The organism is Balnearium lithotrophicum (genome assembly GCF_900182585.1).
Classification (GTDB): Bacteria; Aquificota; Aquificia; order Desulfurobacteriales; family Desulfurobacteriaceae; genus Balnearium; species Balnearium lithotrophicum.
Genome location: NZ_FXTM01000015.1, coordinates 21,387 through 47,972 on the forward strand (window position 1 = coordinate 21,387; position 26,586 = coordinate 47,972).

Here is a 26,586-nt window from a genome sequence, read left to right on the forward strand (position 1 = left end):
TCCACGTCCATTGGGGGTCGCAATCCCTTCCACTTTTTAGGGCATTTCAACAGTTCAAAAATTGAGCCATTGACTTCCAAGGGCTTCAAAACATAAGATTTTATACGAAATTCTAATAAACCTTGAAAAACAACAACCTCAGCTGTACAGTTTTTCCTTCCCTATATTTCTTTTTCAAAGAACAAATTTATTTTAACATAAAGTTGCTATTAGTTTTTAAAAGCCTTACTTATTAGAGTGAAAAAATCTTCTGGGGAATCAAATGGTGGTTTTAAAGTTTAAATATCCAGATACTGAAAAGGTAGGCCTTGCAAAGTCTGACGAGAAGTTTGACTACGGAACGGACGTTGTTGTTAAAACTGACAGAGGGGAGGAATTAGTCAAAGTTTTAAGGAGCTACAAAGTTGACGAAAGCACTCTCTCCAAGTTCAACTTGAGCGAGAAGGAGCTCTACTCCTTCCTAAGACTGCCAACTGAGGAGGACAGGAACAGGTTTGTTGAAAATCTCTTCTTTTCAAAGGAAGCCCTCGATGTTTGTAGGGAAAAGGTTGAAAAACACGGTTTAAATATGAAGTTGGTAAAGGCATACTCAACATTAAATAGGGAGAGAATTGTCTTCTACTTCACGGCTGAAAGCAGGGTTGATTTCAGACAGCTTGTCAGGGATTTGGCCTCTCACTTTAAGACGAGGATAGAGCTCCGCCAGATTGGTGTAAGGGACGAAGTAAAAATGGTAGGCGGACTCGGAATGTGTGGAAGAATCTGCTGCTGCAAGGAGTTCTTAGACTGTTTTCACTCAATATCACTGAACATGGCAAAGCTTCAGGGTTTACCTCCAAACCCTGCAAAGCTGTCTGGAACGTGTGGAAGGTTAATGTGCTGTTTAAAGTACGAGGAGGCCAACTACTATATACGCCAGTTCCTACCTGAGGTTGGAAGTGAGATTACAACTCCCGATGGGAACAGGGGAAGGGTTGTTGATGTAAACATTGTCCTTGAGACTGTAACTGTTGAGGTTGGGGAGAGGGGAAAAATTAACTACCCTATGAGGGCCTTTGTTTCAAAGGAGCAGTGGAACAGTTACATTGAAATGTTAAAGGTTAAAGAGGATGATAGATTTAAATGTTTTACAAAAGCAGGAGTAATCGGTGATGAGAGTAATTAAGGAGCTGAAAAGTCCATTGAACAGGCTTTTCATATTTGAAACTGATGACGGATTCAAGGTTGAATCTGTCTTTTACAAGGGAGATAGGCTCTGTGTCTCCTCACAGGTCGGATGTCCGGTAAGGTGCCTATTCTGTGCATCGGGAAAGAAGGGACTAAAGAGGAATCTAACTGCCGATGAAATTTACTCTCAGTACAGTCTTTTGAAAGAGGAGTTCCCTATAAAGGGAATAGCAATTGCCGGAATAGGGGAACCCTCCGCAAACGCCGATGAAGTCTTAAAGGTCATTGAGCTCTTTAAAGGAGAAGGGTTAAAAGTTACTGTTAGTACTACGGGATATCCACTTTCTGGATTTAAAAAGCTCATCAGAGCTCCCCACGATGGCCTTACAGTCTCTGTCCACGCCGTTGATGGTGAAAAGAGGAAAAGAATATTTGGCATCTCTGAAAGTCTCGATGGGATTTTCGGAGCTCTTGAGGAGTACTGGGAAGAGGCATCATCATCAAGGAGAAAGAAGTTTCAGATAGGGTATCTTCTCTTAAAGGGAGTTAATGATTCGGAAGAAGACCTGAGAAGGTTAGGAGAACTTGCAAAAAGGTACAGGATGACCATCATGCTTATGGCCTACAATCCGGTAGAGGGTGTCGGAATTGAACCCTTAACGGAAGAGGAGTACGAGAAAGCCTTCCTTGCACTCAGGAGAATGGGAGTACGGGTAACGCTGAGCAATAGGTTCAGGAGAGACCCTTTAGGTGGATGTGGAACACTCACCATATCGAGGGAGGTAAGATGAAGAGATTGGTACTCTTTCTCTCTTTTTCACTTCTATTCTCGTGTGCCTCAACTACCACCCTTACAAAGGAGGAAAAGGAAAGGGCAGTAGATATTGGGAACAGAGCCGTGTCTAAGCTGATGGGGGAGCTGAAGAAAAACTTAGGCTTGGCTTTAAAGGAAGGGGGATTTCCAAAGGCCATCGAGTTCTGTGCAGGTAAGGCTCAGAAACTAACCGAAAAGGTGAACGAGGAGTTAGTTCTTGTAAGGGTAAAGAGGATTTCCGATAAGTACAGAAATCCGAAGGATAAACCAGATAGGACAGACCTTTCTGTAATAAACTACTTTAAGAAAAGGTTAAAGGAAGGAAAACTTCCTCCCTATTACATTAAAACGGTAGAGAGGAATGGTAAGACTTACGTAATCTACTACAAACCTATTAGGGTTGCTCCTTTCTGTCTCAACTGCCACGGTGACCCAGAAAGTATGTCTCCTGAAGTTTTGAAAATCTTAAGGGAAAAGTATCCTGAGGATAGAGCTCTCGGATACAGGGTAGGAGACCTTAGGGGCGTTTTTAAGGTTGTTATTCCGGCTGAAGAGTTGAAGGGGGATTAAATGTTTGTAAAGGAAGGAGAGCTCCCTGGAGTTGGAAAGAAGTACTCTATGAAAACGAGCAACGGAGACACGATAGTTGTAGTAATTCACTACTCCGGGAAGAGGGAAGTTTACTACTTTGAGGATGATAGTGAAGAACCAACGGCCGTTATTGAGCTTACAGACGAAGAGGCAAGAACGTTGGGAACCATTCTGGTTGGAGCTCTGTTCCAGCCAACCTCAGACGAGGAGAAAATTGGTTTTCTCATGAAGCACCTGGCATTTGAGTGGATAAAAGTTCCTGAAAACTCGTTTTTAGCAAACAGAACGATAAAGGAGCTCGATATAAGAAAGAACTACGGCGTGATTGTTGTTGCAGTTGTAAGGGATGAGAACGTTGTTGTCTCTCCATCTCCTCTCTTTAAAATAGAACCCGGTGATACTTTGGTCGTTGTTGGAAATATTGAGAACATAAAGAAGTTTTCAAAACTTGTAGAGAGAAAGGGATAGATGGAGAGTCAGATTTCTTCCCTCTCTATCTTTTTTTTACTTCTTCTGATTTCTTACTTAATAGCCAACAGGTTAAATTTTCCTGTAATTCCAGTATACATAGTTTCGGGCGTTTTAACGTCAGTTTTCTTTCACAGCCAAGACGTACACATATTTGAGTTTTTAGGTGTGGTCTTTCTCCTCTTCTTCATAGGTCTTGAGTTCTCCCTTGCTGAACTTGAGAGAAACTACAAGAGTATTATTTCTGTTGGTTTAATTGATTTTGTCCTTAATTTCTTTCCGGCCTTCTTCGTCTCAAAGTTTTTGGGCTTTGACAGTTTAACCTCTCTTCTAATTGCCACCGTTGTCTATCCGAGTTCCTCGGCAATTGTTTCGAAGCTTTTGATTGACCTTAAGAAGCTTGCAAACCCTGAAGTTGAACCTGTCCTTTCCATTTTGGTCTTTGAGGACTTAGCAGCGGCAACTCTTTTGGCCGTTCTGTTCAACCTAAGGTCGGGAAACCTCGAACCCTCAGGAATTTTAAGCGTTCTACTCAAGATTTCCCTCTTTATTCTACTGTCCCTTTTCATCATTAAACTGCTGAGGAAAGTTGTTGACCTGTCGGTTGACTACGTAGGGGGAGCCAAGGAGTTTTTGTCCATCTTAGTAGGAACGCTTCTCTTCGGATTTATCGAGTTTTCCCTTGGATTTGGTCTCTCTGAGGCAATAGGAGCATTTGTTGCCGGAACCCTGTTTGGAGAAACCTCTCACAAGGAAAGTATTGAATCCTTAGTTGTTCCTTTTAGGGACGTTTTTGGAGCTCTCTTCTTCCTCTCCTTCGGCCTCTCGATTGACCTGACAAAGATAACGTCCTCCGTCTTTTTCCCCTTTTTAGTAATTCTCACAATTTCCCTTCTAACGAAGCTCCTTACGGGAATTTTCTCTGTAAAACTCTACGGCCTTTCGTTAAAGAGGGGATTATCCGCAGGTTTGATGCTCCTTCCGAGGGGAGAGTTTTCTATCCTCGTTGCCGCAACTAAGGAGTCAATTATTCCCCTATCTGCCCTTTACGTTTTGACAACCTCACTTTTAGGCTCTTTTGCCGTCAAGGAATCCTCAAGGATTCTAAAATTTCTCTTCAAGGAGAAGAGGAGGAAGAGCAGGCTTACAAAATCGCAGCTTTTGGGGGACTAAGTGTTTATCACTTTTGAGGGAATAGAGGGTTGTGGAAAGAGTACTCAGTCGAAGCTTTTGTTTGAGGAGCTGATAGACAGGGGATTTTCCGTTGTTCTGACGAGGGAGCCCGGTGGAACAGAGGCCTCTGAGGAGATAAGGAGAATTATCTTAAAGAAGTGGGAGGAGAGGTTTACGCCCTTTGCGGAGCTCTCTCTCTACGAAGCGGCAAGGTCCCTCCACGTTGAAAATTTGATAAGGCCCTCCTTAAATGAGGGGGCAGTTGTTATCTGCGACAGGTTTACAGACTCAACTGTTGCCTATCAGGGTTACGGGAGGGGATTATCCTTGGAGCTAATAGAGAGGTTAAACCTTGAGGCAACTGGAGGTTTAAGACCGGATTTAACCTTTCTGTTAGACCTTCCCGTTGAGGCTGCTTTTAAGAGGTTGGAGAGGAAGAGCCTTGATAGGATGGAATCTGAGGAGCGCTCTTTCCACGAAAGGGTGAGAGAGGGATTTTTAGAGATAGCAGAGAGGGAGAAGGAAAGGGTTGTTGTTCTTGACGGAACTCAGGATGTAGAGGAAATATTTAATCACGTTCTGAGAATAGTTTTAGAGAGGTTAAATGCTCTTTAACGAGATTGTAGGACACTCAAAGCAGTTAAGAATAATCAGAAAACTTGCTGAGCAGGGCAGATTCCCTCAGAGCTCCCTCTTTGTCGGTCCTGAAGGCGTTGGAAAGAGAACTGTTGCAGAGGAGCTCTTTTCCTATTTAACTAAAAACAAGTTAAACGTTAGGACATACGGAGTTGAATCCCCTCTAACAATAAAGGAGGTTAGGGAAATTTCGGAATGGCTCTTTACAAAGCCGGGAAAGGATGAGATGAAGGCCGTAATAATCGATAGGGCTGATGAAATGAGGGGAGAGGCGGCAAATGCCCTCCTCAAAACGTTGGAGGAACCTCCAGGCTACGCATTTTTATGTCTGATAGGAAAGAACGAGGAGGCAGTAATTCCTACAATAAGGTCAAGGTGTAGAATCTTTAGGTTTGGACCCCTTTCAGAGAGCAACGTCATCTATATTTTGGAGAGAAAGGGAATAAAGCCAAACGAAAAGGCCGTTAGGGTTTCAAGGGGGAGCGTTGGAACTGCCATAGAAATTTTGGAGTCTCCCGTTGTGGAGCGCCTTGAGGAGTTTTTTAAACTGTTAAAAAGTCCAAACAAGTTGAAATTGGTTACTTCATACTCTGAAAAGTTTTCAAAACTTTCAAGAGAGGAGGCTTTACTGTTTCTGAACTCCCTTGAAGTTCTTGTATTCGAAAAATCGGGAAATCCCAAGTGGGAAGAGGCAATAAACAGAGCAAGGAACTTTCTGAAATTTTACGGGAAACCTCAATCAGTAATTGAGTGGCTGATTTTAGAAATTTTAAGTATTTAATCTGTTACCATATCTCCTCTCTTACAATTGTTTCATCTCTCTGTGGACCTGTTGATACAATTGGAACAGGGACATCCAAGTAATCCTCTATAAATTTGATAAAGCTCTTAGCCTCCTCTGGAAGGTCTTCCCACTTCCTTACATGGGTAGTTTCCCTCTTCCATCCTGGCAGTGTTTCGTAAATGGGTTTTGCCTGGGAGAGCTCCTTTGCAGTCGATGGAAATCTGTCAATGACTTCTCCGTTTAACTCGTAGCCTACGCAGACCTTTATCTCGTCAAAGGCATCCAAAACATCAAGTTTCGTGATGATTAAACCATCGAGGCTGTTTACTTCCTTTGAGAACTTAACAGCAAATAGGTCCAACCAACCACACCTTCTCGGCCTTCCCGTTGTTGAACCGTACTCATGTCCGCGGGCTCTAAGGAGCTCCCCTGTGTTGTCCTTAAGTTCAGTCGGGAAGGGGCCTCCTCCAACCCTTGTCGTGTAAGCTTTTGCAATTCCGAAAATTTTTTCTACCTTTTTAGGACTTATCCCTGCTCCTGCTGAGATTCCAAGTGCCGATGAGTTTGACGATGTTACAAAGGGATACGTTCCGACATCTATATCAAGCAGTGTTGCCTGAGCTCCCTCGAAGAGAACCCTCTCTCCAGAATCAATTGCTCTATTTAGAAGTGACACCGTATCACAGACGAACTGAGAGATTTTTTCGTAGATTCTCATTGTATGAGAGAAAATTTCATCAAAGTTGAAGCTTACAGGATAGTTGTAAACGTACTTAAGTGTTAATTCCTTTTCCCTCAGATTCCAGCGAAGTTTTTCTTTAAAACTAACCTCATCCTTAAGGTCTGCTATTCTTATTCCTACCCTTCCTGCCTTATCCCTGTAGGCAGGTCCTATTCCCTTAAGAGTCGTTCCTATTGAGCCGTTCCCTTTCAGCTTTTCTGAAGCTGCATCCAACTCTTTGTGGTAAGGAAATATAACGTGAGCCCTCTCACTTACGAATAGCCTTCCTTCAGGATTCTTTCCGACCCTCTTTATGAACTCTGTTTCGTTCCAGAGGGACTCAAGGTCAATGACCATTCCGTTTCCTAAAACGCATCTCTTATCGTCGTGGAGGATTCCAGATGGTAGAAGGTGGAGAATGTACTTCGTTCCATTTATAACAACTGTATGTCCTGCGTTGTTTCCTCCCTGATACCTTACGATGTAGTCGGCCCTTTCAGATAGTATGTCAACAATTTTTCCCTTTCCCTCATCGCCCCACTGTGTTCCAACGATTGCCAGAGTGGACATTAAGCTTCCTCCAGAAAAAATTCCCGCCAAATGATACTACATATTTTCAACCATTATTAGCTTTTCTATAGAGTCCAGTATTTCTTCGGTTGATTCTGGAAGAGGAACAAACTTTTCTTCCGACAGGAACAGGAGATTCTTTGGTTCTTTTTCCTTATTTAAAACAATTACGTATTTAAATCCCTTTTTAAAGGCTACTTTAACGGAAGTTTCGTAGTTCCTTTTGACAATGTCCCTTGAAACTGAGTATCCTCGATTCCTTAACTCTGAGGCAATTCTGTAGGCAGTTTGGAGTTCCTTCCTTAGGTCCACTATGTAAAAGTCCTTTTTTTTCTTAACGTTAAGTGAGTTTTTCCTCTCCAAGAGCTCCTGAAGGGCATCAACGTTAACGGCAATTCCGGTAGCCGGAAGTTTCCTACCAAACTTCTCTATGAGGGTGTTGTACCTTCCTCCACCTCCAAGTGAAAAGCCGTGGAGCGGATGGAACACTTCAAATGTAATTCCCGTGTGGTATTCCATTCCCCTTCTTTCTGAGAGGTCGAAAATAACATTTTTCTCAAATCCATAACTTTTAAGAATTCCATAAACTTCCTTTAGCTCATTGATGGTTCTCTTTACCCTCTCACTTTTAAAGAGCTCCTCCGCTCTCTCAAAAACCTCCTCTTTTCCGTAGAGCTCCAACAAACTCCTCAGCTTTTCCCTTCTTTCACCTTCGATTCCATTCTGGTCGCAGAAGATTTCAAGTCCCGAAAAGTCCTTGTGGCTCAAAATTTCAACTACTTCTTTTCTGTTCTCTATTGAGAGCTCCCCAACGGCACTGTTTAAAAATTCCGTGTGGCCTATATCTATCTGGAACGATTTGAGTCCCAATTCTCTTAAAACGTTTACAACAACAGCTACAACCTCAGCATCGGCCTCCCTTTCATCTACGCCTATAAGCTCAAAGCCAAACTGAAAGATCTCCCTGTCCTCATCCGAGTCCCTGAATACCTTTCCAGAGTAGTAGAACCTAAAGGGAGGTTCGTCATCTTTAAAGGAGGATGCAACGATTCTTGCTATCTGAGGAGTAAAGTCGGGTCTTACTGCAAGTAATCTCCCTGTAAATCTGTCTACCAACTTGAAGGAAACGTCTTCAAGTTTCTCATCAACCAATTTAAAGGTATCCAAAAACTCAATTGTCGGCGGAACTACCGGCTCGTACCCCCAGAGCTCCACAATTTCCTTTATTCTATTTATCAAATACTCCCTTTTTTTCGCCTTTTCAGGTAGTAGCGTCTTAAATCCCTTTGGAATCTCCGATAGCTTCATCTTAAAATCCCAGATATTTAATTATTTCTTCTCTGTCTGCCGGAAGTGTTACCGGCTGAACTCCCATTGAAATCGCAGTATCTGGGTCCTTTAAACCGTGACCTGTTAGGGTGCAGACTATCACATCTCCCTTTTCAAACATTCCTTTTTCCTTTGCGCTCTTTATTACTCCGGCAATTGATGCTGCAGATGCAGGTTCACAGAAAATCCCTTCCGTTCTTGCAACCAACTTGTAAGCTTCAAGTATCTCCTCATCCGTAACCATGTCTATAAAACCACCTGACTCTTCTGCTGCGTTTACGGCTCCCTTCCAGCTTGCAGGATTTCCAATCCTTATTGCTGTAGCTATTGTCTCGGGGTTTTTAACGGGATGTCCTAAAACTATTGGAGCAGCTCCCGCTGCCTGCCAACCACACATTTTAGGTTTTGAATCAACTTTACCTGCCTCGTAGTACTCCTTGTATCCCATCCAGTAGGCCGTTATGTTTCCGGCATTTCCAACGGGGATGAAGTGGTAGTCGGGAGCCCTCTTAAGCTGCTCACATATCTCAAATGCAGCAGTTTTCTGTCCCTGAAGCCGGTACGGGTTTATCGAGTTAACAATTGTTATAGGGTAACTACTTCCAATCTCCCTGACAATTTCAAGTGCATCATCAAAGTTTCCCTTTATCTGTATAACCTCAGCTCCGTACATCACTGCCTGTGAAAGCTTACCAAGGGCAATTTTCCCTTCAGGAATTAGAACAACTGCCTTCAGTCCCGCCTTTGCTGCGTATGCTGCAGCCGAAGCCGAGGTGTTTCCAGTTGACGCACATATAACGGCCCTTGCTCCCTCCTCAACGGCCTTTGAAACGGCCATTGTCATTCCCCTGTCCTTGAATGAACCTGTCGGATTGAGTCCTTCAAACTTGAGGTAGAGCTCTATCCCAGGTTTAATCTCCTTTGCCAAATTATCTGCCTTTATAAGGGGGGTATTTCCCTCAAGGAGCGTTATTACAGGAGTTTTATCTGAAACTGGAAGGAAATCCCTAAACTCCTCAATTACACCTTTCCACCTTTCCATTAAATTTACCTCCAAAAAACAGTTAAAATACAGGGTTAGAAATTATAGCCTCTCTACTCAAATTTTGGAGGAGACATGTTCGAGGGAATCTACGTTGCCATTCCTACTCCCTTTAAAAACGGCTCTGTTGACAGGGGAGCTCTGAAGGAACACATCGAGTTTCTCATTGAAAACGGAGTTGACGGAATCGTTCCCTGTGGAACTACCGGTGAGAGTGCAACTTTATCCTACGAGGAGCACGAGGAAGTAATTGCGCTGACAATAGAACAGTCAAGGGGAAGGGTAAAGGTAATTGCCGGAACCGGTTCAAATTCAACGCGTGAGGCCATAAGGCTTACAAAGTTTGCGGAGGAGGTTAAGGCTGACGGAGCTCTCCTTATAACTCCCTACTACAACAAACCGAACCAGGAAGGTTTATACCTTCACTTTAAAACCGTTGCAGAGGCCGTTTCCATTCCGATTGTTCTTTACAACGTTCCGGGAAGAACGGGAGTAAATATGTTTCCGGAGACAGTTGCGAGACTCTCAGAAATAGACAACATTGTTGCCATAAAGGAGGCAACCGGAAGTACAAACGTTGCAACTGAAATAATTAACCTGTGTGGAGATAAAATCTCGGTTCTTTCCGGCGACGACCAGACATTCTTTCCACTACTTTCTGTAGGAGCAAAGGGGGTTATATCTGTAACTGCAAACGTTGTTCCTGAACGGGTCGTTGAGATGTACTTCTCCTTTAAAAATGGAAACTGGGAGAAGGCTTCGGAGATTCACAGAGAAATCTATCCTCTTTCAAAGGTCTTGTTCATTGATACAAATCCTATTCCTGTTAAAACGGCTCTTTGGATGATGGGAAGGATGGAGAAGGAGTTTAGACTTCCACTCTGTCCTACAACTCCTGAAAAGGAGGAGAAAATCAGAAAAGTTCTTAAGGAGTATGGAATCATAAGTTGAGTTTAACTTAGTCTGGAGATTTACTATGGAAAACTGGGCGAAAATAGTAATAGGTGATAGTCGGAAAATGTTAGAAGTGGAAGATGACTCTGTTCAATTAGTTGTTACTTCTCCACCATACTGGTCTATTAAAAATTATGGTACGGAAAACCAAATTGGTTATGGTCAAACTCTTCATGAATATTTAAAGGATTTATACAGGGTTTGGAAGGAATCTTATAGGGTGCTAGAACCGGGTCGAAGGTTGGTTATTAACATAGGTGACCAGTTTGCAAGGTCTATCATTTATGGGAGGTACAAAATTATCCCTCTCCATGCAGAAATAATTGCGCAGTGTGAGGAAATTGGGTTTGATTATATGGGTTCCATAATCTGGCAGAAAAAAACCACAATGAATACAACCGGCGGAGCAAATGTGATGGGTTCTTATCCCTACCCGCCGAATGGAATGGTTGAGATTGATTATGAATATATTTTGATTTTTAAAAAACCGGGAAAAAGTAGGAAAGTTCCCAAGGAAATTAAAGAAAAATCCAAGTTAACAAAAGAGGAGTGGAAGGAGTTTTTTTCAGGACACTGGTACTTTGGTGGAGTTAGACAGATAGAACATCAGGCAATGTTTCCCGAAGAGCTTCCTAATAGAGTGATAAGGATGTTTTCCTTTGTAGGTGAGACGGTTTTAGACCCTTTTTTAGGAAGCGGAACTACGGCGAAAGTAGCTTTAGAACTGAATAGAAATGTAATTGGCTACGAGATAAATGAGGACTTTTTGCAGGTTATAAGAAAAAAATTGGGAATGGATAACTTGGATTTATTCAGTAGGAGGATTGAAGTAATTAAAAGGAAGAGTCAGATAGTTCCAGAAATTGTGGATTATGTTCCCAGAATACAGGATGCAAAGCCCCTTATTGAGCCTGATAAATTAAGGTTCAATAAAAATAATTTGTATAGAGTGGTTGATATTTTGGAGGATGGAAAATTAAAATTGGATTCGGGGCTTACTGTTAAGTTGCGGGGTATTGTTATAACGGATTTAAAAAGAGCTATTAAGTATTTGAAAGAATATGTTTTAAAGAAGAAAGTTTATTTGAAATTTGATAAAAATTATGTGGCTAATGAGGATTTTTTAGAAGCTTACGTATACTTAAAAAACAGAATTTTTATCAATGCTCAATTAATTAAGCTTGGAACTGCAACAACAGAAAGGCATATCAATTTTGACTTTAAAACTAAATTTCTAAAGTTAGAGAAAGAGAATCTAAAGTTGTGTAGTGAGGATTTAGGTGGAATTTAAAATAAAAACAGAGGAAATAAGAAAGTTAATGGAAATTGATGCTCCTGAGTTCCCAAAATATGCAACTCAAATACTTAACTTGGCCAATCAAAATGCTCAAGCAACCAGACCTAAGGTTGTAGGGCAGATGAGTGAACTCATAAAGGAATTTTCAGGTAAAACTTTAGAGGAATGGGAAGAGTGGTATTTAGAACATTATCCTGATGCGATAGAGAAGGCTACTAAAAAAGTTTTGGAGATGGTTGATAATTTTAGGAAAGTTATAAACCAAATTGATGAATCAATGGTTAGAAAGTGGATTAGAGACTTAGTAATTGTAAAAACTTTCGTTGGCTTAAGGTTCCAGGAAGCAATATTGAGGAAAGTTGCTGATAAGTTCAGCTTAGATTATAGACTTTCAACGCCTGAGGAGGAAAGTAAAGGTATTGATGGTTATATTGGAAGTGTTCCTGTAAGTTTGAAACCTAAAAGTTATCAAGCTAAAGAAATGTTACCTGAAGAAATAAAAATAGACATCATTTACTATGAAAAGCAAAAGGATGGATTAAAGATTACAATTCCTCCTGCTTTAGAGAAAAAACTCAAAATTCAAAGGAATAATGAGGCTTAGAATTTTCTAACCAAATTTGGAGTTATAAAGTGAGTTTAGCTGCTGGAGTTGACTATAGGGATTTAGAGAGACTCTTTGACTACTTTGAGATAAGGGATAAGGATGTTAAGAATCTAAGGTTTTTGGGAAATATCCTCCTTCCCTACAAGGAGGAGTTTGCAGATGCCTTTTATGACAATTTAATGAAGTTTGAAGATATAAAGGAATACATTCCTGAAGCCAAACTTCAGAGGTTAAAGAGAACAATAAAGATTTGGTATGAAAGGCTCTTTTCCGGAAGGTACGACTCTGAGTATCTTCTGTATCTCTTGAGAATTGCGAAGGTTCATGTTGAGGAAGGTATTCCTCCTCACTACATAATCGTTGCAATGAACTTCGTTAGTCGTTTCTGTAGCCGCCGCATAGCAAACTTTTTCTCCGAAAAGGCAAAGGTCTTCTTTGAGGACTACAGGAGAGAGCAGGAGAAGGTCTGTGACCCTTCAAAGGCTGAGATTGTAGAGGGATTTATTCTTGAGGAAGTCTTTGAGAGGATGGAGGACCTAAACAGGTCCTTGAGGAAGATTCTTGCCTTAAACGAGGACGTTTTAGTCTCCTACTACGTTGATGCAGAGCTCCGAACCTTCTTTGAGGCCGGAAAAGTAGAGAGGGCTGCAATTAAGTTCAGCAAGAAGTTTGCAGTTTTTATGGATATAGCAATTCTTATAGGTTTAATGTTCCTTGCAGTTTTCGTTATCGCGCTCTTTGGAATGGATATCTACCACTTCTTCCACGGAGACCTTGCTCACAGCTTAATTGCTGCAATGGGCGACCTCCTTATCCTCTGGACCGTTTTGGAGCTCCTCAACAGCGAGATAAAGTTCATGTTGGGTGGGGAACTTGCCGTTTCTGCATTTGTCAGCGTTGCACTGGCGGCAACAATAAGGGAAGCCCTTGTTGTTTCGTTGGAGCACGGTAAACCTATAGAGTTCAAACTGGGAATTGGAGCCTTAATTCTCATCTTGGGTATTGTTTACGGGATAGTTAAGTGGTTTGAAATAAAGAGAAAAAAGAAGTTGGGAGAGTAGGAAATGGTAAAGCTTGCCGTTGCAGGTGCTAAGGGTAGGATGGGTTCATTAATAGCAAATTTAGCCCTTCAGGAGAGTGATTTTAAGCTTGTAGGGGTTACGGAAAAACCCGACTCTGAGTTCATAGGGAGCGAATTTTCAAGAGGGGTTAAATTCTACAGTTCTTTAAGGGAGTTTGAGGAAAGGCCGGATGTTCTCATTGACTTTACTACTCCTAATGCGACCTTAAAAAACATTGAAGATGCAAAAACTTTGGGGGTTTCCCTTGTAATAGGAACTACGGGATTTTCTGAAGAGGAAAAAAGGATAATAGAGGAAGCCTCCAAGGTTATTCCGATAGTTTTCTCTCCCAACATGAGTTTAGGGGTAAACATTTTATTTAAGATAGTTGGAGAAGTTACAAGAGCTTTAAAGGATAAGGGTTACGACGTAGAGATTTTTGAAATTCACCACAGGTTCAAAAAGGATGCCCCTTCTGGAACTGCAGTGAGGCTGGCAGAGATAGTTGCAGAAAATTTAGGTAAAAATTTGGAGGATGTAGCCGTTTATGGAAGGAAAGGACTCGTAGGGGAGAGAAAGCCCGATGAGATTGGAATTCTCTCCTCAAGAATGGGGGACGTTGTGGGAGACCATACAGTATTCTTTGGAACGTTGGGAGAGAGATTAGAGCTCACCCACAGGGCAACGAGCAGGGAGACCTTTGCTAGGGGAGCTCTAATTGCCGCTAAGTGGGTCTTTGATAAGAAACCCGGACTCTACACAATGTTTGACGTTTTGGAGATTTGATGAAAGAAGCCTTAAAAGAAGAGATTGGAGTTTGTAAGGAAAATTTAAAAGCTGTTATCTATTTATTTGTTCTTGATTTAACGGCAACAGTTACAAGGGCTGTAAAAGTTGACGTTTTTGATGTTTGGGTTCTCGGAGGAATATTAGGTCTTTTAGCAATCTCACTCGTTTATATTCTTAATCTGGAGAAAGATTTTAAGATTATTAAAGCTATTGAAAGAGGCAGAAAATGGTTGAAATTCTTTTTGTTTTATTCTTAATGTCGATAGTTCTTGGGCTGTTTCTCTATATGCTTAAAACAAGTCCTACTAAATGACAAAAATTTTTTTGAGGAGAAAATGTATGTTTGAGGTAATTCCTGCAGTTGATATAAAAGGTGGAAAGTGTGTGAGGCTCTATCAGGGAAGGGCAGATAGGGAGAAGGTCTACTTTGAAAACCCCGTTGAGGTTGCAAAAAGGTGGGAAAATTTAGGAGCTCGTAGAGTCCACGTAGTTGACCTCGACGGTGCATTTGAGGGCATTCCTAAGAACCTGCCAATAGTTAGAGAAATAGTAGAGGAGCTCTCCATTCCCGTTCAGTTTGGAGGAGGGGTAAGGACTTTAAAAGCCCTTGAGGAGCTGTTTAAAGCCGGAGTTGACAGAGTGGTTGTTGGAACGGTTGCCGTTGAAAATCCAGAGCTCTTTAAAGAAATGGTTAAAGAGTTCCCAAACAAAGTTGTTGTTGGGATAGATGCAAAGAACGGTATTGCAACGACAAAGGGCTGGGTAGAGCTTTCCGGAATTCCTGCAGTTGAACTTGCAAAAAGGGTTGATGATGAAAACATTTGGGGATTTGTGTATACCGACATATCAAGGGACGGAACTCTAACGAGTCCAAACTTTGAGGAAGTAGAGAAGTTTGCATCGTCGGTTACTCACCCAGTTATAGCATCGGGCGGAGTTTCAAAATTAGAGGATTTAGTTAAACTTTCCAAAATTAAAAATGTTTTTGGTGCAATTGTTGGAAGGGCTCTCTACGAGGGAACTGTTGACCTAAAGGAAGCCCTTGAGGTTTTAAGTGGAGCTTAACCTCGATAGAGCTCTAAAGGAGATAGAAAACAACAAGTACTTTAAAGTATTAGAAAGGGAAAACTTAACGAAGGTATCCTATAGGTACAATGCCCCTTTTGTCTTTGATTCTCCTTTAAAGAGAGAACTGAGGGGAATTACTTTTGATAGGAAAACGGGAAGTGTAGTTTCCCGTCCTTTCCATAAATTTTTCAATTTAAACGAGGTTGAAGAGACAAAGGAAGAGAGATTAAGGGGAGAGTATATTTTTAGAGAAAAACTTGATGGAACGATGCTCCATCCTGTTTTAATAAACAACAAAGTAAAGCTTTTAACCCAAAAGGGTTTCTCCAATCCTTACACCGAAAAGGGAGAGGAACTTTTAAAAAAGAACGATAACTTACTGAACTTTACTAAGGAGCTACTAAACAAAGGATTTACTCCGATTTTTGAGCTTATCTCTCCCGAGTTTCAACTTGTAATTCCGTACGATAAGGATGAGCTTTTCCTAACAGAAATTAGAGAAAACAAATCAGGTAGATACTATCTCGAAGAGTGGGAAAATGAAATTAAAGAGAGAGGAATAAAGATTCCTCGTAAATTTTACGGGAGACTTAAGGATTTACTTAAGCTAATTGAGAATAGAGAAAGTATAGAGGGATTTGTTTTAAAGGATTTCTCTAAGAAAGAGCCTTTTCCCCTTTTTGTTAAGGTCAAATCTCCTTGGTACGTAGAGCATCACTACGCTTTTACGTACCTTAATAACATTCCAGACCATAAATTTTTTAACATATTCCTTCAGGGAAGAGTTGACGACATTTTCTCAAGAGTAACTAATGAAAATTTAGTAAGAGAAAAGGAAGAAAGGTTAAAAAAACTAACAAACCTTTACACTGATTTACTGAGTTTGGTAGAAAAATTATCTGAGGTTTATGGTTCTTCTAAATTTGACGAGGTATTTGAAAGAGAAGTTAAGAAGCTGAGGAAAAAATATGGAAGGGATTTTAGTAAGTTAAAAATTCAAGAAAATTATCTAAAGGAAGCTGTCAGAATAGCAAAGACCGGCGGGAAGTACGAGTCCTATTTAGGAACGAAGTTCTACACAATGTTGAAAACAAAAGAAATAGAATTGTTAAAATAGTTTGGTATAAAAATAGAAAGAGGTTAACTATGAGGTTTAAAGTTTCCGTTCCAGCCTCCACAAGTAACTTAGGACCTGGGTTTGATGCATTAGGACTTGCCTTGAGCCTTTACAATGAATTTCTGTTTGAGCCGTCAGACTTTTACTCTGTAGAGATTGAGGGAGAGGGAAAGGAGGAGCTCCCCAAGGATGAAAGCAACCTCTTCTTAAAAACTTACAGAAGTACAATGGAGTACTTAGGTCTAAACCAACCCATAAAGGTTAAACTTATAAACAGAATTCCCTTAGGAAGAGGACTTGGAAGTTCTGCAACGGCAATTGTAGGGGGAATACTTGCCGCTGAGAGAATTTCCGGAAAGAAACTCTCCCTTCCAGAGGTCATTGATATTGCCTTTAAGTTTGAACCACACCCTGACAACGTTCTACCTGCATACACCGGTGGATTTGTTGTAGCCGCAACGAACGGAGACCTCCACTACATAAAACTTGACTGGCCTGACGATTTGAAGGTTGTAATTGTTGTTCCTGAACTCTTCCTCTCCACAGAGGATTCCCGCTCTGTTCTTCCAGAGAGCTATCCTAAGAAGGACGTTATTTTTAACATCCAAAGGGTTGCTCTACTTTTAGGAGCCCTCCAAAAGAGGGACTACGGGCTTTTAAAGGAGGCAGTTAAGGATAGAATCCACCAACCTTACAGGTGTGACCTCATTCCTTCCTTCTGGGAGGTTGTTTCAGAAGGGTACAAAGCCGGAGCTTATGCAGTTTACCTGTCCGGCGCCGGAAGCTGTATTGGAGCTCTCGCAGACGGTAACTTTGACGAGATAGGAAGGGCGATGTGTAACGTTTTTGACGCTCTCGGAATAGAATCGAGGTACCTCGTTTTAGATGTTGACAGAGACGGGGCAAAGATAGAGGAGCTCTAACCTATTCTTTCAACTGCCCTTAGTTTTGCACTCCTTGAGGCCGGATTTTCCCTTACCTCCTCCTCCGTTGGCTGGACCGGCTTCTTCGTAACTACCTTAAAGTTCTCCAAGTTCTTCAGTATATTTTTAACGAGCCTGTCCTCCAAGGAGTGAAACGTGATTACAACTATTCTCCCACCAGTTTTTACAAACTCTGCTGCCTCAGGAATTCCCCTCTCAATTTCCTCAAACTCCCTGTTTACGTAAATCCTTATTGCCTGAAAAGTCTTTACTGCAGGGTGCTTTTTCCTTCCTGCCCAGAGCTTTTTAGGAATAACAGATTCAACAATCTCTGCAAGCTCCTTTGTTGTTTCTATCTCCTTCTTCTTTCTCCTCCTCACAATCTCCCTTGCAATCTTCCTTGCAAACCTCTCCTCTCCGTACTTGAAAATTATCTCTGAGAGTTCCCTCTCTGAAAGCTTATTCACAACGTCCTTTGCCGTTAGCTTCTGTCTTCTGTCCATCCTCATATCCAAGGGCTGTTCCTTCCAAACTGTAAATCCCCTCTCTCCCCTTAGGTGAAAGTGTGAAACTCCCAGGTCGAAGAGAATGCCATCAACTCTATCTATTCCCTCCTCTTCTAACACCTTTCCAATTTGAGAAAAGTTTGCATGGTATATTGAAACTCTATCTCCAAACGATTCCAACCTCTTTAGAGCTCTCTCAATTGCCTCCTCATCCCTGTCAATTCCAATAACCCTGTTTTTAGGATTTGCCCTTAAAATTGCCTCTGTATGCCCTCCTCCTCCCAACGTGGCATCAACAAAAATTCCTCCTTTATCGGCCTTTAGGTAACCTAAGGACTCTTTCAGCAAAACTGGTGGATGGTAAATCTCTCCCTTCATTTTATCCTCTAAGTATGGTTAATTGATAAAATTAAATTTATTAATAAACTTATAGTAGGAGCTAATTATGAATAGAAGAGATATTTTAAAACTCCTTTTTGGTTCACTATTTTCATTCGTCGTTCCTGTTTATTCGGAAGCAGAAATAGTTAAAGAGGATAAGTTTGTTACGTTCTGCAACCTTGCCATATCCCACGAATACGGAGCTATTTGTCAGTATATAAACCACAGTGGCATAATTCAAGATAAAAGTGTGAAAAAAATTCTTGAGATGAATATGATGGATGAGATTCTACACGCAAGAAGTTTAACTGAAATACTCGTTAAAGAGGGAGCTACTCCAACTGTAGCAATTTGGCCCCCACAGACGGGACTTCAATTTGAAAAATTGATAGAGGAAGACATTAATGGAGAAAATCAGGCCATAAAGCTTTATTCAACGATTTTAGATTTAAAGGAGTCCTCAAAGTGGAGGGATTCCATTTACTCGTTTTTAAAGAGAGAAGAGCTCCACCGTTCTCGCCTCGTGGGGATTTTGAATGCTAAAAAGACTAATAAGTAGTACTTATGGAAAATTGCTCATCACATCTGCTTTCCTATTTCTTGGTGCACTAATTCTTGTCTATTTTGGTATAAAAAACTACTTAAGTGAGGGGTTAGAAAAGAAGTTTAAAGAGAGATGTCAACTTGAAACGAAGCTTCTTGCTTCTTATTCATGGGAATTGATAAAAAACTATGAATATACTCAACTCTATAAAGTTTTAGAGGATACTGTTAGACAGGATAGAAATTTATCCTGTTTAGGAATTTATGAGTACGGATTTCCTTTAGTTTCAGTTGGAAACTGCAAGAATAAAGAGATTTGTAAAAATTCCCTTTTGAATGAGCCATGTTACTATAAGGTTACCTATGAATTTAACACAACTCCCGTTCTGGAGTTTTCAGCTTACTTTAGCACCCAAGAGATTATAAATTTAATTGCAGAAATAAGAAAGTTTGTGATTGTTCTCTTTTTAGCTGTATTTTCATCAATGTTATCAATATTGTTTTACGTTTACTTCAAAATAAACAAAAGAGTATCAGAAATCGTTACTGCGATTAAAGGATGGAATGAAGGAAAACTTAAAACTTTAAAGCAAAAAAGTTGGCTTGAATCAGGTAATGAATTTGCTGATATTATCAAGTCCGTTCTTGAAATGTATAGTAACTTGGAAAAAGGAAGGGAGATAGATAATAAGCTTCTCCTATTTTCTAAAGAACTTTTAAACTCCATTGTAGATTCGGATAATCTGGATGAATTCTTAGGTAGAACTTATGCCACGCTAAAAAAGTTCTTTAATATAGATGCTGTCTTAGAATATTTATCCGAAGAAAGAAAAGTTAAAATCGAAATAAGAGATTCTGCAGATGTTCCAGAAAATATTCTAAAAACCATTTTAAACATGGTTCATCAAGGAATTTCTGTATTAGAAAAGAAGAAGGAACTTGAAGACCTTCTGATGGGGGCAGTTAGAGCTCTTGCCAATGCAGTTGATGCAATGTCTCCGTGGACGAGAGGACACAGTGAAAGGGTTGCGGAAATTTCAGTTATTTTAGGAAGAAAACTGGGACTTGATAAAAAGGATTTGAGATTGTTGGAGATTGGAGCTCTACTCCACGACATTGGAAAGTTAGGAGTTCCTCAAAGCATAATAGATAAGCCAGGAAAGTTGACAGAGGAGGAATTTGAAATAGTAAAGAAACATCCTGAAATAGGATATAAAATACTTGAACCTATACAAGAGCTCTCAGATGTCTTACCAATTGTTCTCTATCACCATGAAAGGTGCAACGGCTCCGGATATCCTAAAGGATTAAAGTGTAATGAAATCCCCCTTTTAGCAAAGATTGTTGCAGTTGCCGATGTTGTTGAAGCAATGACTGCTGAAAGACCTTACAAAAAATCCCATTCTCTCGACTATGTGATAAACTACATTTTGGAAAACTCAGGTGAGGATAAACTGTTCGATGAAAGGGTTGTTAGAGCTCTCTGCGAGTCGAAAGAAGAGATAAGAAAAATACTAAGTGAACCTACTGAACAATAATGGTGCAGTTTTAAATCCCTACTGTTCAACTCCAGCTATTTCTAAGAAACTTTTCTTTAAGTTTCCCTTTTTGTTTTAAATCCTTTGTTTTAAGACCTCTATTTAAAACCCCACTTTTTGGCACGTTCTTTGCTAAATAAGTATCCAAAAATGGTTTAAAGGAGGTTGGAATGAAAAAGATAGAGGCAATCATCAAGCCGTTTAAGCTTGATGAGGTAAAGGAGGCCTTAACAGAAATTGGAATCTCTGGAATGACCGTTTCGGAAGTGAAGGGATTTGGAAGACAAAAGGGACACACAGAACTCTACAGGGGAGCTGAGTACGTTATTGACCTAATCCCGAAGATAAAGCTGGAAATTGTAGTATCGGAGAACTTGGTTGAAAAGGCTTTAGACGTGATTGTTAACTCGGCAAGGACCGGGAAAATCGGGGACGGGAAGATTTTCGTAATTCCCGTTGAAGATGCAGTGAGAATAAGGACGGGAGAAAGAGGGGATGAAGCTCTTTAAAAATACTTTCAGGGAGGTTTTGATGAGAAAGTTACTGGGAGCTCTGCCGTTAGCCCTAATGCCAGCAGCAGCGTTTGCAGGTAAAGCTCCAAAGCTGGACAGTGGAGATACTGCTTGGATGCTGGTTTCAACAGCCCTTGTAATGCTAATGACACCGGCAGGTCTTGCACTCTTTTACGGAGGAATGTCGAGGAGCAAGAACATACTAAACACCATAGGAATGAGTTTTCTTGCCTACTGTGTAGCAACTGTCGTTTGGGTTCTCTGGGGATACACGTTGGCCTTTGGACCAGACGTTGGAGGATTCATAGGAGGATTACAGAAAATATTCATGCACGGCATAGGAACAGACACTCTAAGCGGAAAGATTCCGGAGTTTGTCTTTGCAGCATTTCAGGGAACGTTCGCAGCAATAACTGTTGCCCTTGCAAGTGGTGCTGTAATTGAGAGAATGAAGTTTTCAACCTGGTTAATCTTTTCACTCATTTGGGTTACGGTGGTTTACGCTCCAATAGCCCACTGGGTTTGGGGTGGTGGATTCTTAGGAAATGATGGAGCCCTAGACTTTGCCGGTGGAACTGTTGTTCACATAAATGCAGGTATTGCAGGATTGGTTCTTGCTTTACTTCTTGGAAAGAGGAAAGGCTACGGGAAAACGGCATTTTTTCCATCTTCTGTCGTTCTGACCGTTTTAGGCGCAGCGCTACTTTGGTTCGGATGGTTCGGATTTAATGCAGGTTCCGAGCTTGCTGCAGACGGGGTTGCCGGTTCTGCATTCTTAGTAACAAACGTTGCCGCATCAATGGCAGCAATTTCGTGGATGGTTACAGAGTGGATTTTTGCAAGGAAACCCACCCTACTTGGTGCTGCATCCGGTGCAGTTGCAGGATTAGTTGCAATTACTCCTGCCGCAGGTTTTGTTGATGTCTTTGGAGCACTCGTAATAGGACTCGTTGCAGGAATTTTGGGATGGTTCGGAGTTTTTGTTTTAAAGAAGAAGTTGGGATACGACGACTCTCTTGATGCCTTTGGAGTTCACGGTTTAAACGGAATATGGGGAGCTATTGCAACTGGAATCTTTGCAGTTAAGGCTATAGGTGGAACTCCCGGTGTCCTCGAAGGGAATCTTCCTCAGCTCTGGATTCAGCTAAAAGCAGTTATCGTAACAATAGTCTACTCCAGTGTAATGACTGTAGTTGTCTACTTTGTTTCATCAATCCTTACAGGTGGTGCAAGAGTTCCTGAAGAATACGAAGTTGAAGGGCTTGACTCTGCAATCCACGGAGAAAAGGGCTTTAAGCTGTAAAAATTGGGAGGGGGAGACCCTCCTATTTAAAAACAGAAGAGGAAAAGGAGAAAAAACGATGAAGCGCGCACTTATAATTCTAACATTAGTACTTTCTACGGTACCGGCAGTTTCAAAGGCAGGAGAGATTAAGGTAAACCTGCCAGAAGTAAAGTTGAGCGGTGGAATTTCTACAACAGGCTTCAACGAGTCAAGGGCAGAGAGTTATGGGAGCTCCACAAACAACATAAAGTTGACAGATGCTGTTTTAGAGCTCTCAGGAGGAGATAAGTTTGGAGGTTTTGACATTGCCTTAGGTTCAATTTTAGAACCTACAGTTTTAGGCAGTGTAAACAACGACAACGTTGCCATTGTAGGAGACCACTATGGAATTCTATGGGGATACGTCTCTGCCCTACCCTTAAAGGGACTTGAGATTGATGCCGGTGTTTTAACGACAAACGTAGGTTACGAGCTTGCTGCAACCTATCTAAATCCAAACATTACGTACGGTTTAGTGTGGAACTCCCAGCCCTTTATCTACAAAGGTGCAAGAGCTACATACAATCTCACAGACAACATTCAGGTATACGCCGAGTACGATAGGGGAGACGAGTTAAACGGAAATAGTAAGGACCATGCCTTTGCAGTGGGAAGTATTGGAACGGTTAAGGATGTTAGCTATAAGTTAACCTATTTCGACTATGAAAACTATAAAAACCTCATAGACTTCACTTTAGGCTATAAGATTAAGAACGTTCAACTTGCACTAAATGGAGACTACCAGTGGCTTGACGAGGACAGTAGTAAGAAAGGTTATGGAGTTGTGCTCTATATTATTCCCGAATTCAGAAAAATCTCTATTCCCTTAAGAGCCGAGTATGTAAAGGACAAGGACAATTCGGGAATCTACGGGTTTAACAACAAAGGAACCTATTCCCTTACAATTACTCCAACCTACAAACTCTCCGACGACACAACGGTTAGAGCTGAATACTCCTACGTTAAGAGTAATGACGATAATGCCTTTAACGGCTCAGACCACAAAGGTATAGCTTCTGTTCAACTCTCTTTCACCTTTTAGGACACCTCCCTCTTCTTCTCTCCCCCCTTTCTTAGGAAGGGGGGACACATTTAAAGAATAAGGGGTTTTGCTAAAATCTCACTTATGGAACAGTTAACAAAAAAATATCCTTGGGTAAAAAGAAAAAAGGCCTACTGGGTCTGGCTTCATACTGTTGCTCGTCTTTTAGGTTTTTTATGCAGACTAAGAGTTATCGGTAGGGAGAACATTCCGGACAGAGGACCAGTTCTTCTAATGGCAAACCACAGAAGCTACCTTGACCCACCACTTGTTGCGTATGCAGTGATGAAGAGACCTGTTTTCTTTATGGCAAAATCGGAACTCTTTGAAATGCCTGTTCTCTCAACGTTGATAAAACACTGGGGAAATGCATTCCCCGTAAAGAGGGGAAGGGCAGATTTAACAGCCCTTAAAACAGCCTTAGAGGTTTTAGGAAAAGGGGAATTGGTTTGTATTTTTCCGGAAGGACAGAGAGCTCCAGCCGGCAGGTTTGTTAGACCAAAGTGGGGAGCAGGAATGGTTGCTTTAAAGTCGGGAGTTCCAGTTGTTCCATGTTTAATAGAGGGAAGTGAGGCTCTGATAGGTAAGGAAAAACTCATAGGAGGAGTACCGAGAGTTACTATTGCATTTGGTAAGCCCTTTCAATTAGATTTAGAGGATAGAAAGGACAATTATCAAAAGGCTGCCGATTTTATAATGGAGAAAATAAAGGAGCTAAAGGGTGAAGATAAAAGTAGCTAAGAGTGCAGGTTTCTGCTGGGGAGTTAAGAGAGCCGTAAATATGGCAGTTGACTCTGTCAAAAAGGCAGGAGGAAGAGCTCTCTGCTTAGGGGAACTCATTCACAACAAAAGGGAGATAGAGAGGTTAAAAAATTTGGGAATGGTCTTTATTGAGGATATGAACGATTTGAGAAAAGGGGACACAGTTGTAATCAGGTCTCACGGTGTTTCTCCAAAAGTTCTTGAGTTTCTAAAAAGAAAGGGAGTTGAAATCGTAGATGCAACCTGTCCCTTTGTTAAGGACGTTCACGAAAAGGCAATAAAGTTGGAAGAGGAGGGATATCCCGTTCTAATCTTGGGTAATGCCCGCCACCCTGAGGTTATAGGAATTGCTGGACATGTAAAGAATCCAATGATAATTGGTAGTTTAGAGGAGATAAAAAAACTTCCTCTTATGAAAAAGTTGGGTGTTGTATGCCAGACAACCTTAAATCTCTCCTTTTTTAAGGAGGCAGTTTCTATTCTGTCTTTAAAGGTGAAAGATTTGAAAGTTTACAATACAATCTGCAGTGCAACTTCCGTAAGACAGAAGGAAACGTTAAAGCTTGCTAAAGAAGTTGATGTTATGTTTGTTATCGGTGGGAAGAATAGTTCGAATACAACAAAACTCTACCAGATAGCGAAGGAGGTTAATCCAAGAACTTACCACATAGAATCTAAAGATGAAATTGAGCCCGATTGGCTTGAAAACTCTGAAACAGTTGGAATAACTGCAGGAGCCTCTACTCCGCAGTGGGTAATCGAGGAGGTAGTCAACCATCTTCTTCATCTTAAAAAAGGGGGAGTTTTAAGTGGAAGGGGAGTTTGCCAAACTACTTGAAGAGAGTTTTAAAAAGCTAAAGCAAGAAGTAATTACCGGAACCGTTGTTAAAGTAACGGATAGGGAGGCGTTTATTGATTTTGGTTGGAAATCGGAAGGTGTTGTTCCTTTGAAAGAATTAGGTTATAGACCCAAAATTGGCGAGAAAATTGATGTCTGTATTGTTGAACCTGAAACGGAAAATGGTTATGCCCTCCTGTCCGTTAACTGTGCAAGGTCAATTAAGGAGTGGGAAAGGCTTGCAGACGAAATTGAGAAAAAGGGATTTGTTAGGGGGATAATAAAGCAAAAAGTGAGAGGGGGATACAAGGTTAAACTCGATAACGGTTTGACCGTTTTTCTCCCCATGTCTCAGGTTGACATAATGCCAGTTACAAGGCCGGATGATTGGCTTGACAGGGAGATAGAGGCAAAGGTTCTATCGATTGATAGAAAGAGAAGGAGCATCGTTATATCAAGGAGGAAACTTCTTGAGGAAAGAAGAGCCGAAAAGAGAAAGGAAACGTTAAAGAGATTAAAAGAGGGAGACGTTGTAGAGGGAGTTGTTAAAAATATTGTGGACTTTGGAATTTTTGTAGATGTTGATGGTGTTGATGGTTTGGTTCACAAGAGTGATATTTCCTGGTCCGGTTTAAAAACACCCTTTGATGTAGCCAAGATAGGGGACAGAATAAAGGTAAAAATCAAGAAGATAGAGAGGGACAAGGAAAGACTCGTTCTATCGCTAAAGGATGTAAAACCTGACCCCTGGGAAAGGATTGATGAGATTTATGCTCCTGGAATGAAAGTTGAGGGTGAGGTTGTAAAGGAGGAAAAGAGAGGTTTCTGGGTCTACCTCCCTCAGGATGTTGCAGGATTTATTCCAAGCGAAAACGTTCCTAAAGGAGTAAAACTTAAGTATAAACATAAGTATAAATTTGTAGTTGACAGAATAGACAAAGAGAACAGGAGAGTTATTCTAAAATGGCCGGAGGAAGAACACCAGAGATAAAAAACAAAAAGGCTTTCTTTGACTATGAGATTCTCGAAAAGTACGAAGCAGGTATTGAGCTAAAGGGAACAGAGGTTAAATCCATAAGGGAGGGAAAAGTTAATTTAAGGGATTCCTTTGTCCGCATAGAGAATGGGGAAGCCTACCTTTTTAACGCTTATATAGCTCCATATACACATGGAAATCTCTTCAATCACGAACCTACGAGAAGGAGAAAGCTACTTCTACACAAGAGAGAGATAAAAAGGCTCTTGGGAAAAGTTCAAGAAAAGGGATTAACAATAGTTCCTCTTAGAATGTACTTCAATAAACGGGGAAAGGTAAAGGTAGAGATAGCTTTGGTTAGGGGTAAGAAGAAGTACGATAAGAGAGAGGCTATCAAGAGAAGAGAACTTGAGAGAGAGGCTCAAAAGGCTATGAAGTACTATAAGTAGGAGGGTGGATTTACAATTTTAAAGTTTTTCTGATTTTTGCTAATGTACCTGATTAATTTGTTTTGTTATTTTATTCTCCTTTTCAAGGGGAACTTTCTCTCTTTTTTATCTAAATCTAAAAATCAATGTTACTACCTGAAACTGATTGAAAAATCCTAACTAACAGAACTACAGAGAGATGTCTCTTATTTCAACTATTCTCCTTTTAAAACTGTTGTTGAAGTTCAGAAAGAAGGTGGACACCCTAAAATAAGATTTGAACTCCAACAAAAGGAGGTGTCCACCAATGAAACAATTAAAGAAATTCAAAGGAACATCCCTGCACATATCAAATACACCCTTCAAAAAAACAATCAAAAGAGGAACAAAAATAAAAACCAAACTCGACCTAACAAAAGACCCAAACGTGAGAAAAAGACTTAAATGGATTCAACACTACGAAAAACACCAAAATGCAAGACTAACCTGCAGATACTTCGGAATAAGTCCAACCACCTTCTACAAGTGGAAAAATAGATACAAAAAGTACGGTTTAGAAGGCCTCAAAGACAGAAACAAAAGACCCCACAGAGTAAGACAACCTCAGATAGAACCAGAACTTGAA

At 40.8% G+C, this 26,586-nt stretch carries 30 protein-coding genes; 26 read left to right on the forward strand and 4 right to left on the reverse strand.

From position 1 onward, the window contains the following. Window positions 1-262 precede the first annotated feature (262 nt). Genes FN732_RS06425 through FN732_RS06455 form a run of 7 tightly spaced genes read left to right on the forward strand, consistent with a single transcriptional unit; the run spans window position 263 to window position 5,630 of the window. Window positions 263-1,165 carry a PSP1 domain-containing protein gene (locus FN732_RS06425; protein WP_142935740.1) on the forward strand — a complete coding sequence of 301 codons (903 nt, stop codon included), beginning with the start codon at window positions 263-265 and terminating at the stop codon, window positions 1,163-1,165. Beyond that, complete coding sequence (locus FN732_RS06430; RefSeq protein ID WP_142935768.1) at window positions 1,152-1,958, forward strand: radical SAM protein; 807 nt, start codon at window positions 1,152-1,154, stop codon at window positions 1,956-1,958. The genes FN732_RS06425 and FN732_RS06430 overlap by 14 nt, the downstream gene beginning before the upstream one ends. Further along, window positions 1,955-2,551: a Tll0287-like domain-containing protein gene (locus FN732_RS06435; protein WP_185954274.1), complete on the forward strand. Its 597-nt coding sequence runs from the start codon at window positions 1,955-1,957 to the stop codon at window positions 2,549-2,551. The genes FN732_RS06430 and FN732_RS06435 overlap by 4 nt, the downstream gene beginning before the upstream one ends. Then, window positions 2,552-3,040: a cation:proton antiporter regulatory subunit gene (locus tag FN732_RS06440; RefSeq protein ID WP_142935742.1), complete on the forward strand. Its 489-nt coding sequence runs from the start codon at window positions 2,552-2,554 to the stop codon at window positions 3,038-3,040. Next, window positions 3,041-4,213 carry a cation:proton antiporter gene (locus tag FN732_RS06445; RefSeq protein ID WP_142935743.1) on the forward strand — a complete coding sequence of 391 codons (1,173 nt, stop codon included), beginning with the start codon at window positions 3,041-3,043 and terminating at the stop codon, window positions 4,211-4,213. After that, entirely contained in the window at window positions 4,214-4,828 is a 615-nt protein-coding gene (tmk, locus tag FN732_RS06450) for a dTMP kinase (RefSeq protein WP_142935744.1), read from the forward strand. Then, entirely contained in the window at window positions 4,818-5,630 is an 813-nt protein-coding gene (locus FN732_RS06455; RefSeq protein WP_142935745.1) for a DNA polymerase III subunit delta', read from the forward strand. The genes tmk and FN732_RS06455 overlap by 11 nt, the downstream gene beginning before the upstream one ends. A 4-nt stretch (window positions 5,631-5,634) precedes the next feature. Here the strand turns inward: FN732_RS06455 and FN732_RS06460 are convergent, their stop codons facing one another. The 3 genes from FN732_RS06460 to thrC are packed head-to-tail and all read right to left on the reverse strand — an operon-like array spanning window position 5,635 to window position 9,295. After that, on the reverse strand, window positions 5,635-6,924 hold the full coding sequence (locus FN732_RS06460) for an adenylosuccinate synthase (protein ID WP_142935746.1): 1,290 nt from the start codon (window positions 6,922-6,924) through the stop codon (window positions 5,635-5,637). Window positions 6,925-6,960: 36 nt separating this feature from the next. Next, window positions 6,961-8,232: an ATP phosphoribosyltransferase regulatory subunit gene (gene hisZ, locus FN732_RS06465; protein ID WP_142935747.1), complete on the reverse strand. Its 1,272-nt coding sequence runs from the start codon at window positions 8,230-8,232 to the stop codon at window positions 6,961-6,963. 1 nt (window position 8,233) lies between these two features. Next, window positions 8,234-9,295 carry a threonine synthase gene (gene thrC / locus FN732_RS06470; RefSeq protein ID WP_142935748.1) on the reverse strand — a complete coding sequence of 354 codons (1,062 nt, stop codon included), beginning with the start codon at window positions 9,293-9,295 and terminating at the stop codon, window positions 8,234-8,236. 75 nt (window positions 9,296-9,370) lie between these two features. On the opposite strand from thrC, the gene dapA reads away from it, so the two are divergent. The 9 genes from dapA to thrB all read left to right on the forward strand — a co-directional run bounded on the left by dapA (window position 9,371) and on the right by thrB (window position 17,111). Beyond that, window positions 9,371-10,246 carry a 4-hydroxy-tetrahydrodipicolinate synthase gene (gene dapA / locus FN732_RS06475; RefSeq protein WP_142935749.1) on the forward strand — a complete coding sequence of 292 codons (876 nt, stop codon included), beginning with the start codon at window positions 9,371-9,373 and terminating at the stop codon, window positions 10,244-10,246. 25 nt (window positions 10,247-10,271) lie between these two features. Beyond that, a complete protein-coding gene (locus FN732_RS06480) occupies window positions 10,272-11,540 on the forward strand; it encodes a DNA methyltransferase (protein WP_142935750.1) in 1,269 nt (422 codons plus the stop codon). Then, window positions 11,530-12,150 (forward strand): MjaI family restriction endonuclease, encoded by a 621-nt coding sequence (locus tag FN732_RS06485; protein ID WP_221928608.1) that lies wholly within the window; start codon window positions 11,530-11,532, stop codon window positions 12,148-12,150. Before FN732_RS06480 ends, FN732_RS06485 begins: the two co-directional genes overlap by 11 nt. A 29-nt stretch (window positions 12,151-12,179) precedes the next feature. Further along, complete coding sequence (locus tag FN732_RS06490) at window positions 12,180-13,214, forward strand: protoglobin domain-containing protein (protein WP_142935751.1); 1,035 nt, start codon at window positions 12,180-12,182, stop codon at window positions 13,212-13,214. 3 nt (window positions 13,215-13,217) lie between these two features. Further along, window positions 13,218-14,000, forward strand: a complete 783-nt coding sequence (gene dapB / locus FN732_RS06495) for a 4-hydroxy-tetrahydrodipicolinate reductase (protein WP_142935752.1) — start codon at window positions 13,218-13,220, stop codon at window positions 13,998-14,000. Beyond that, window positions 14,000-14,260 (forward strand): hypothetical protein, encoded by a 261-nt coding sequence (locus tag FN732_RS06500; protein ID WP_142935753.1) that lies wholly within the window; start codon window positions 14,000-14,002, stop codon window positions 14,258-14,260. Before dapB ends, FN732_RS06500 begins: the two co-directional genes overlap by 1 nt. An 82-nt stretch (window positions 14,261-14,342) precedes the next feature. Continuing rightward, window positions 14,343-15,068 carry a 1-(5-phosphoribosyl)-5-[(5-phosphoribosylamino)methylideneamino]imidazole-4-carboxamide isomerase gene (hisA, locus tag FN732_RS06505; RefSeq protein WP_142935754.1) on the forward strand — a complete coding sequence of 242 codons (726 nt, stop codon included), beginning with the start codon at window positions 14,343-14,345 and terminating at the stop codon, window positions 15,066-15,068. After that, a complete protein-coding gene (locus FN732_RS06510) occupies window positions 15,058-16,188 on the forward strand; it encodes a T4 RnlA family RNA ligase (protein WP_142935755.1) in 1,131 nt (376 codons plus the stop codon). Before hisA ends, FN732_RS06510 begins: the two co-directional genes overlap by 11 nt. Window positions 16,189-16,217: 29 nt before the next feature. Then, the gene (gene thrB / locus FN732_RS06515) at window positions 16,218-17,111 is read left to right on the forward strand and encodes a homoserine kinase (protein ID WP_142935756.1); all 894 of its coding nucleotides are present in this window, start codon (window positions 16,218-16,220) and stop codon (window positions 17,109-17,111) included. Here thrB and rsmH read toward each other — a convergent pair. After that, window positions 17,108-17,995: a 16S rRNA (cytosine(1402)-N(4))-methyltransferase RsmH gene (gene rsmH / locus FN732_RS06520; RefSeq protein ID WP_142935757.1), complete on the reverse strand. Its 888-nt coding sequence runs from the start codon at window positions 17,993-17,995 to the stop codon at window positions 17,108-17,110. The two genes, thrB and rsmH, sit on opposite strands and share 4 nt — an antisense overlap. Window positions 17,996-18,062: 67 nt before the next feature. Between rsmH and FN732_RS06525 the strand changes: the two genes are divergently transcribed. From FN732_RS06525 to FN732_RS06570, 10 genes are all read left to right on the forward strand, one after another. Beyond that, on the forward strand, window positions 18,063-18,557 hold the full coding sequence (locus tag FN732_RS06525; protein WP_142935758.1) for a ferritin-like domain-containing protein: 495 nt from the start codon (window positions 18,063-18,065) through the stop codon (window positions 18,555-18,557). Continuing rightward, a complete protein-coding gene (locus FN732_RS06530; RefSeq protein ID WP_142935759.1) occupies window positions 18,535-20,079 on the forward strand; it encodes an HD-GYP domain-containing protein in 1,545 nt (514 codons plus the stop codon). Before FN732_RS06525 ends, FN732_RS06530 begins: the two co-directional genes overlap by 23 nt. Before the next feature lie 170 nt (window positions 20,080-20,249). Continuing rightward, window positions 20,250-20,588, forward strand: coding sequence for a P-II family nitrogen regulator (locus FN732_RS06535; RefSeq protein ID WP_142935760.1), 339 nt, complete (start codon window positions 20,250-20,252; stop codon window positions 20,586-20,588). 22 nt (window positions 20,589-20,610) lie between these two features. Next, window positions 20,611-21,894, forward strand: coding sequence for an ammonium transporter (locus FN732_RS06540; RefSeq protein WP_142935761.1), 1,284 nt, complete (start codon window positions 20,611-20,613; stop codon window positions 21,892-21,894). Window positions 21,895-21,952: 58 nt separating this feature from the next. Then, the gene (locus FN732_RS06545; protein ID WP_142935762.1) at window positions 21,953-22,957 is read left to right on the forward strand and encodes an outer membrane beta-barrel protein; all 1,005 of its coding nucleotides are present in this window, start codon (window positions 21,953-21,955) and stop codon (window positions 22,955-22,957) included. Window positions 22,958-23,041: 84 nt separating this feature from the next. Beyond that, on the forward strand, window positions 23,042-23,698 hold the full coding sequence (locus FN732_RS06550; protein ID WP_142935763.1) for a lysophospholipid acyltransferase family protein: 657 nt from the start codon (window positions 23,042-23,044) through the stop codon (window positions 23,696-23,698). After that, entirely contained in the window at window positions 23,679-24,557 is an 879-nt protein-coding gene (ispH, locus tag FN732_RS06555; protein ID WP_142935764.1) for a 4-hydroxy-3-methylbut-2-enyl diphosphate reductase, read from the forward strand. The genes FN732_RS06550 and ispH overlap by 20 nt, the downstream gene beginning before the upstream one ends. Then, complete coding sequence (locus FN732_RS06560) at window positions 24,529-25,548, forward strand: 30S ribosomal protein S1 (protein ID WP_142935765.1); 1,020 nt, start codon at window positions 24,529-24,531, stop codon at window positions 25,546-25,548. The genes ispH and FN732_RS06560 overlap by 29 nt, the downstream gene beginning before the upstream one ends. Next, window positions 25,521-25,982 (forward strand): SsrA-binding protein SmpB, encoded by a 462-nt coding sequence (gene smpB, locus FN732_RS06565; RefSeq protein WP_142935766.1) that lies wholly within the window; start codon window positions 25,521-25,523, stop codon window positions 25,980-25,982. Before FN732_RS06560 ends, smpB begins: the two co-directional genes overlap by 28 nt. 286 nt (window positions 25,983-26,268) lie before the next feature. Beyond that, window positions 26,269-26,586 (forward strand): helix-turn-helix domain-containing protein (locus FN732_RS06570; protein WP_142935767.1); only part of this gene is annotated, 318 nt, incomplete at its 3' end.

Bases quoted from the DNA above. Each gene is read 5' to 3' on its own strand.
- smpB (WP_142935766.1), top strand. From the start codon at position 25,521: ATGGCCGGAGGAAGAACACCAGAGATAAAAAACAAAAAGGCTTTCTTT.
- FN732_RS06525 (WP_142935758.1), top strand. From the start codon at position 18,063: ATGAATAGAAGAGATATTTTAAAACTCCTTTTTGGTTCACTATTTTCA.
- FN732_RS06430 (WP_142935768.1), top strand. From the start codon at position 1,152: ATGAGAGTAATTAAGGAGCTGAAAAGTCCATTGAACAGGCTTTTCATA.
- FN732_RS06425 (WP_142935740.1), top strand. From the start codon at position 263: ATGGTGGTTTTAAAGTTTAAATATCCAGATACTGAAAAGGTAGGCCTT.
- FN732_RS06500 (WP_142935753.1), top strand. From the start codon at position 14,000: ATGAAAGAAGCCTTAAAAGAAGAGATTGGAGTTTGTAAGGAAAATTTA.
- FN732_RS06455 (WP_142935745.1), top strand. From the start codon at position 4,818: ATGCTCTTTAACGAGATTGTAGGACACTCAAAGCAGTTAAGAATAATC.
- dapB (WP_142935752.1), top strand. From the start codon at position 13,218: ATGGTAAAGCTTGCCGTTGCAGGTGCTAAGGGTAGGATGGGTTCATTA.
- FN732_RS06460 (WP_142935746.1), bottom strand. From the start codon at position 6,924: ATGTCCACTCTGGCAATCGTTGGAACACAGTGGGGCGATGAGGGAAAG.
- FN732_RS06435 (WP_185954274.1), top strand. From the start codon at position 1,955: ATGAAGAGATTGGTACTCTTTCTCTCTTTTTCACTTCTATTCTCGTGT.
- FN732_RS06535 (WP_142935760.1), top strand. From the start codon at position 20,250: ATGAAAAAGATAGAGGCAATCATCAAGCCGTTTAAGCTTGATGAGGTA.
- rsmH (WP_142935757.1), bottom strand. From the start codon at position 17,995: ATGAAGGGAGAGATTTACCATCCACCAGTTTTGCTGAAAGAGTCCTTA.
- FN732_RS06545 (WP_142935762.1), top strand. From the start codon at position 21,953: ATGAAGCGCGCACTTATAATTCTAACATTAGTACTTTCTACGGTACCG.
- thrB (WP_142935756.1), top strand. From the start codon at position 16,218: ATGAGGTTTAAAGTTTCCGTTCCAGCCTCCACAAGTAACTTAGGACCT.
- hisA (WP_142935754.1), top strand. From the start codon at position 14,343: ATGTTTGAGGTAATTCCTGCAGTTGATATAAAAGGTGGAAAGTGTGTG.
- FN732_RS06530 (WP_142935759.1), top strand. From the start codon at position 18,535: ATGCTAAAAAGACTAATAAGTAGTACTTATGGAAAATTGCTCATCACA.
- hisZ (WP_142935747.1), bottom strand. From the start codon at position 8,232: ATGAAGCTATCGGAGATTCCAAAGGGATTTAAGACGCTACTACCTGAA.
- FN732_RS06440 (WP_142935742.1), top strand. From the start codon at position 2,552: ATGTTTGTAAAGGAAGGAGAGCTCCCTGGAGTTGGAAAGAAGTACTCT.
- FN732_RS06550 (WP_142935763.1), top strand. From the start codon at position 23,042: ATGGAACAGTTAACAAAAAAATATCCTTGGGTAAAAAGAAAAAAGGCC.
- thrC (WP_142935748.1), bottom strand. From the start codon at position 9,295: ATGGAAAGGTGGAAAGGTGTAATTGAGGAGTTTAGGGATTTCCTTCCA.
- FN732_RS06540 (WP_142935761.1), top strand. From the start codon at position 20,611: ATGAGAAAGTTACTGGGAGCTCTGCCGTTAGCCCTAATGCCAGCAGCA.
- FN732_RS06480 (WP_142935750.1), top strand. From the start codon at position 10,272: ATGGAAAACTGGGCGAAAATAGTAATAGGTGATAGTCGGAAAATGTTA.
- FN732_RS06445 (WP_142935743.1), top strand. From the start codon at position 3,041: ATGGAGAGTCAGATTTCTTCCCTCTCTATCTTTTTTTTACTTCTTCTG.
- dapA (WP_142935749.1), top strand. From the start codon at position 9,371: ATGTTCGAGGGAATCTACGTTGCCATTCCTACTCCCTTTAAAAACGGC.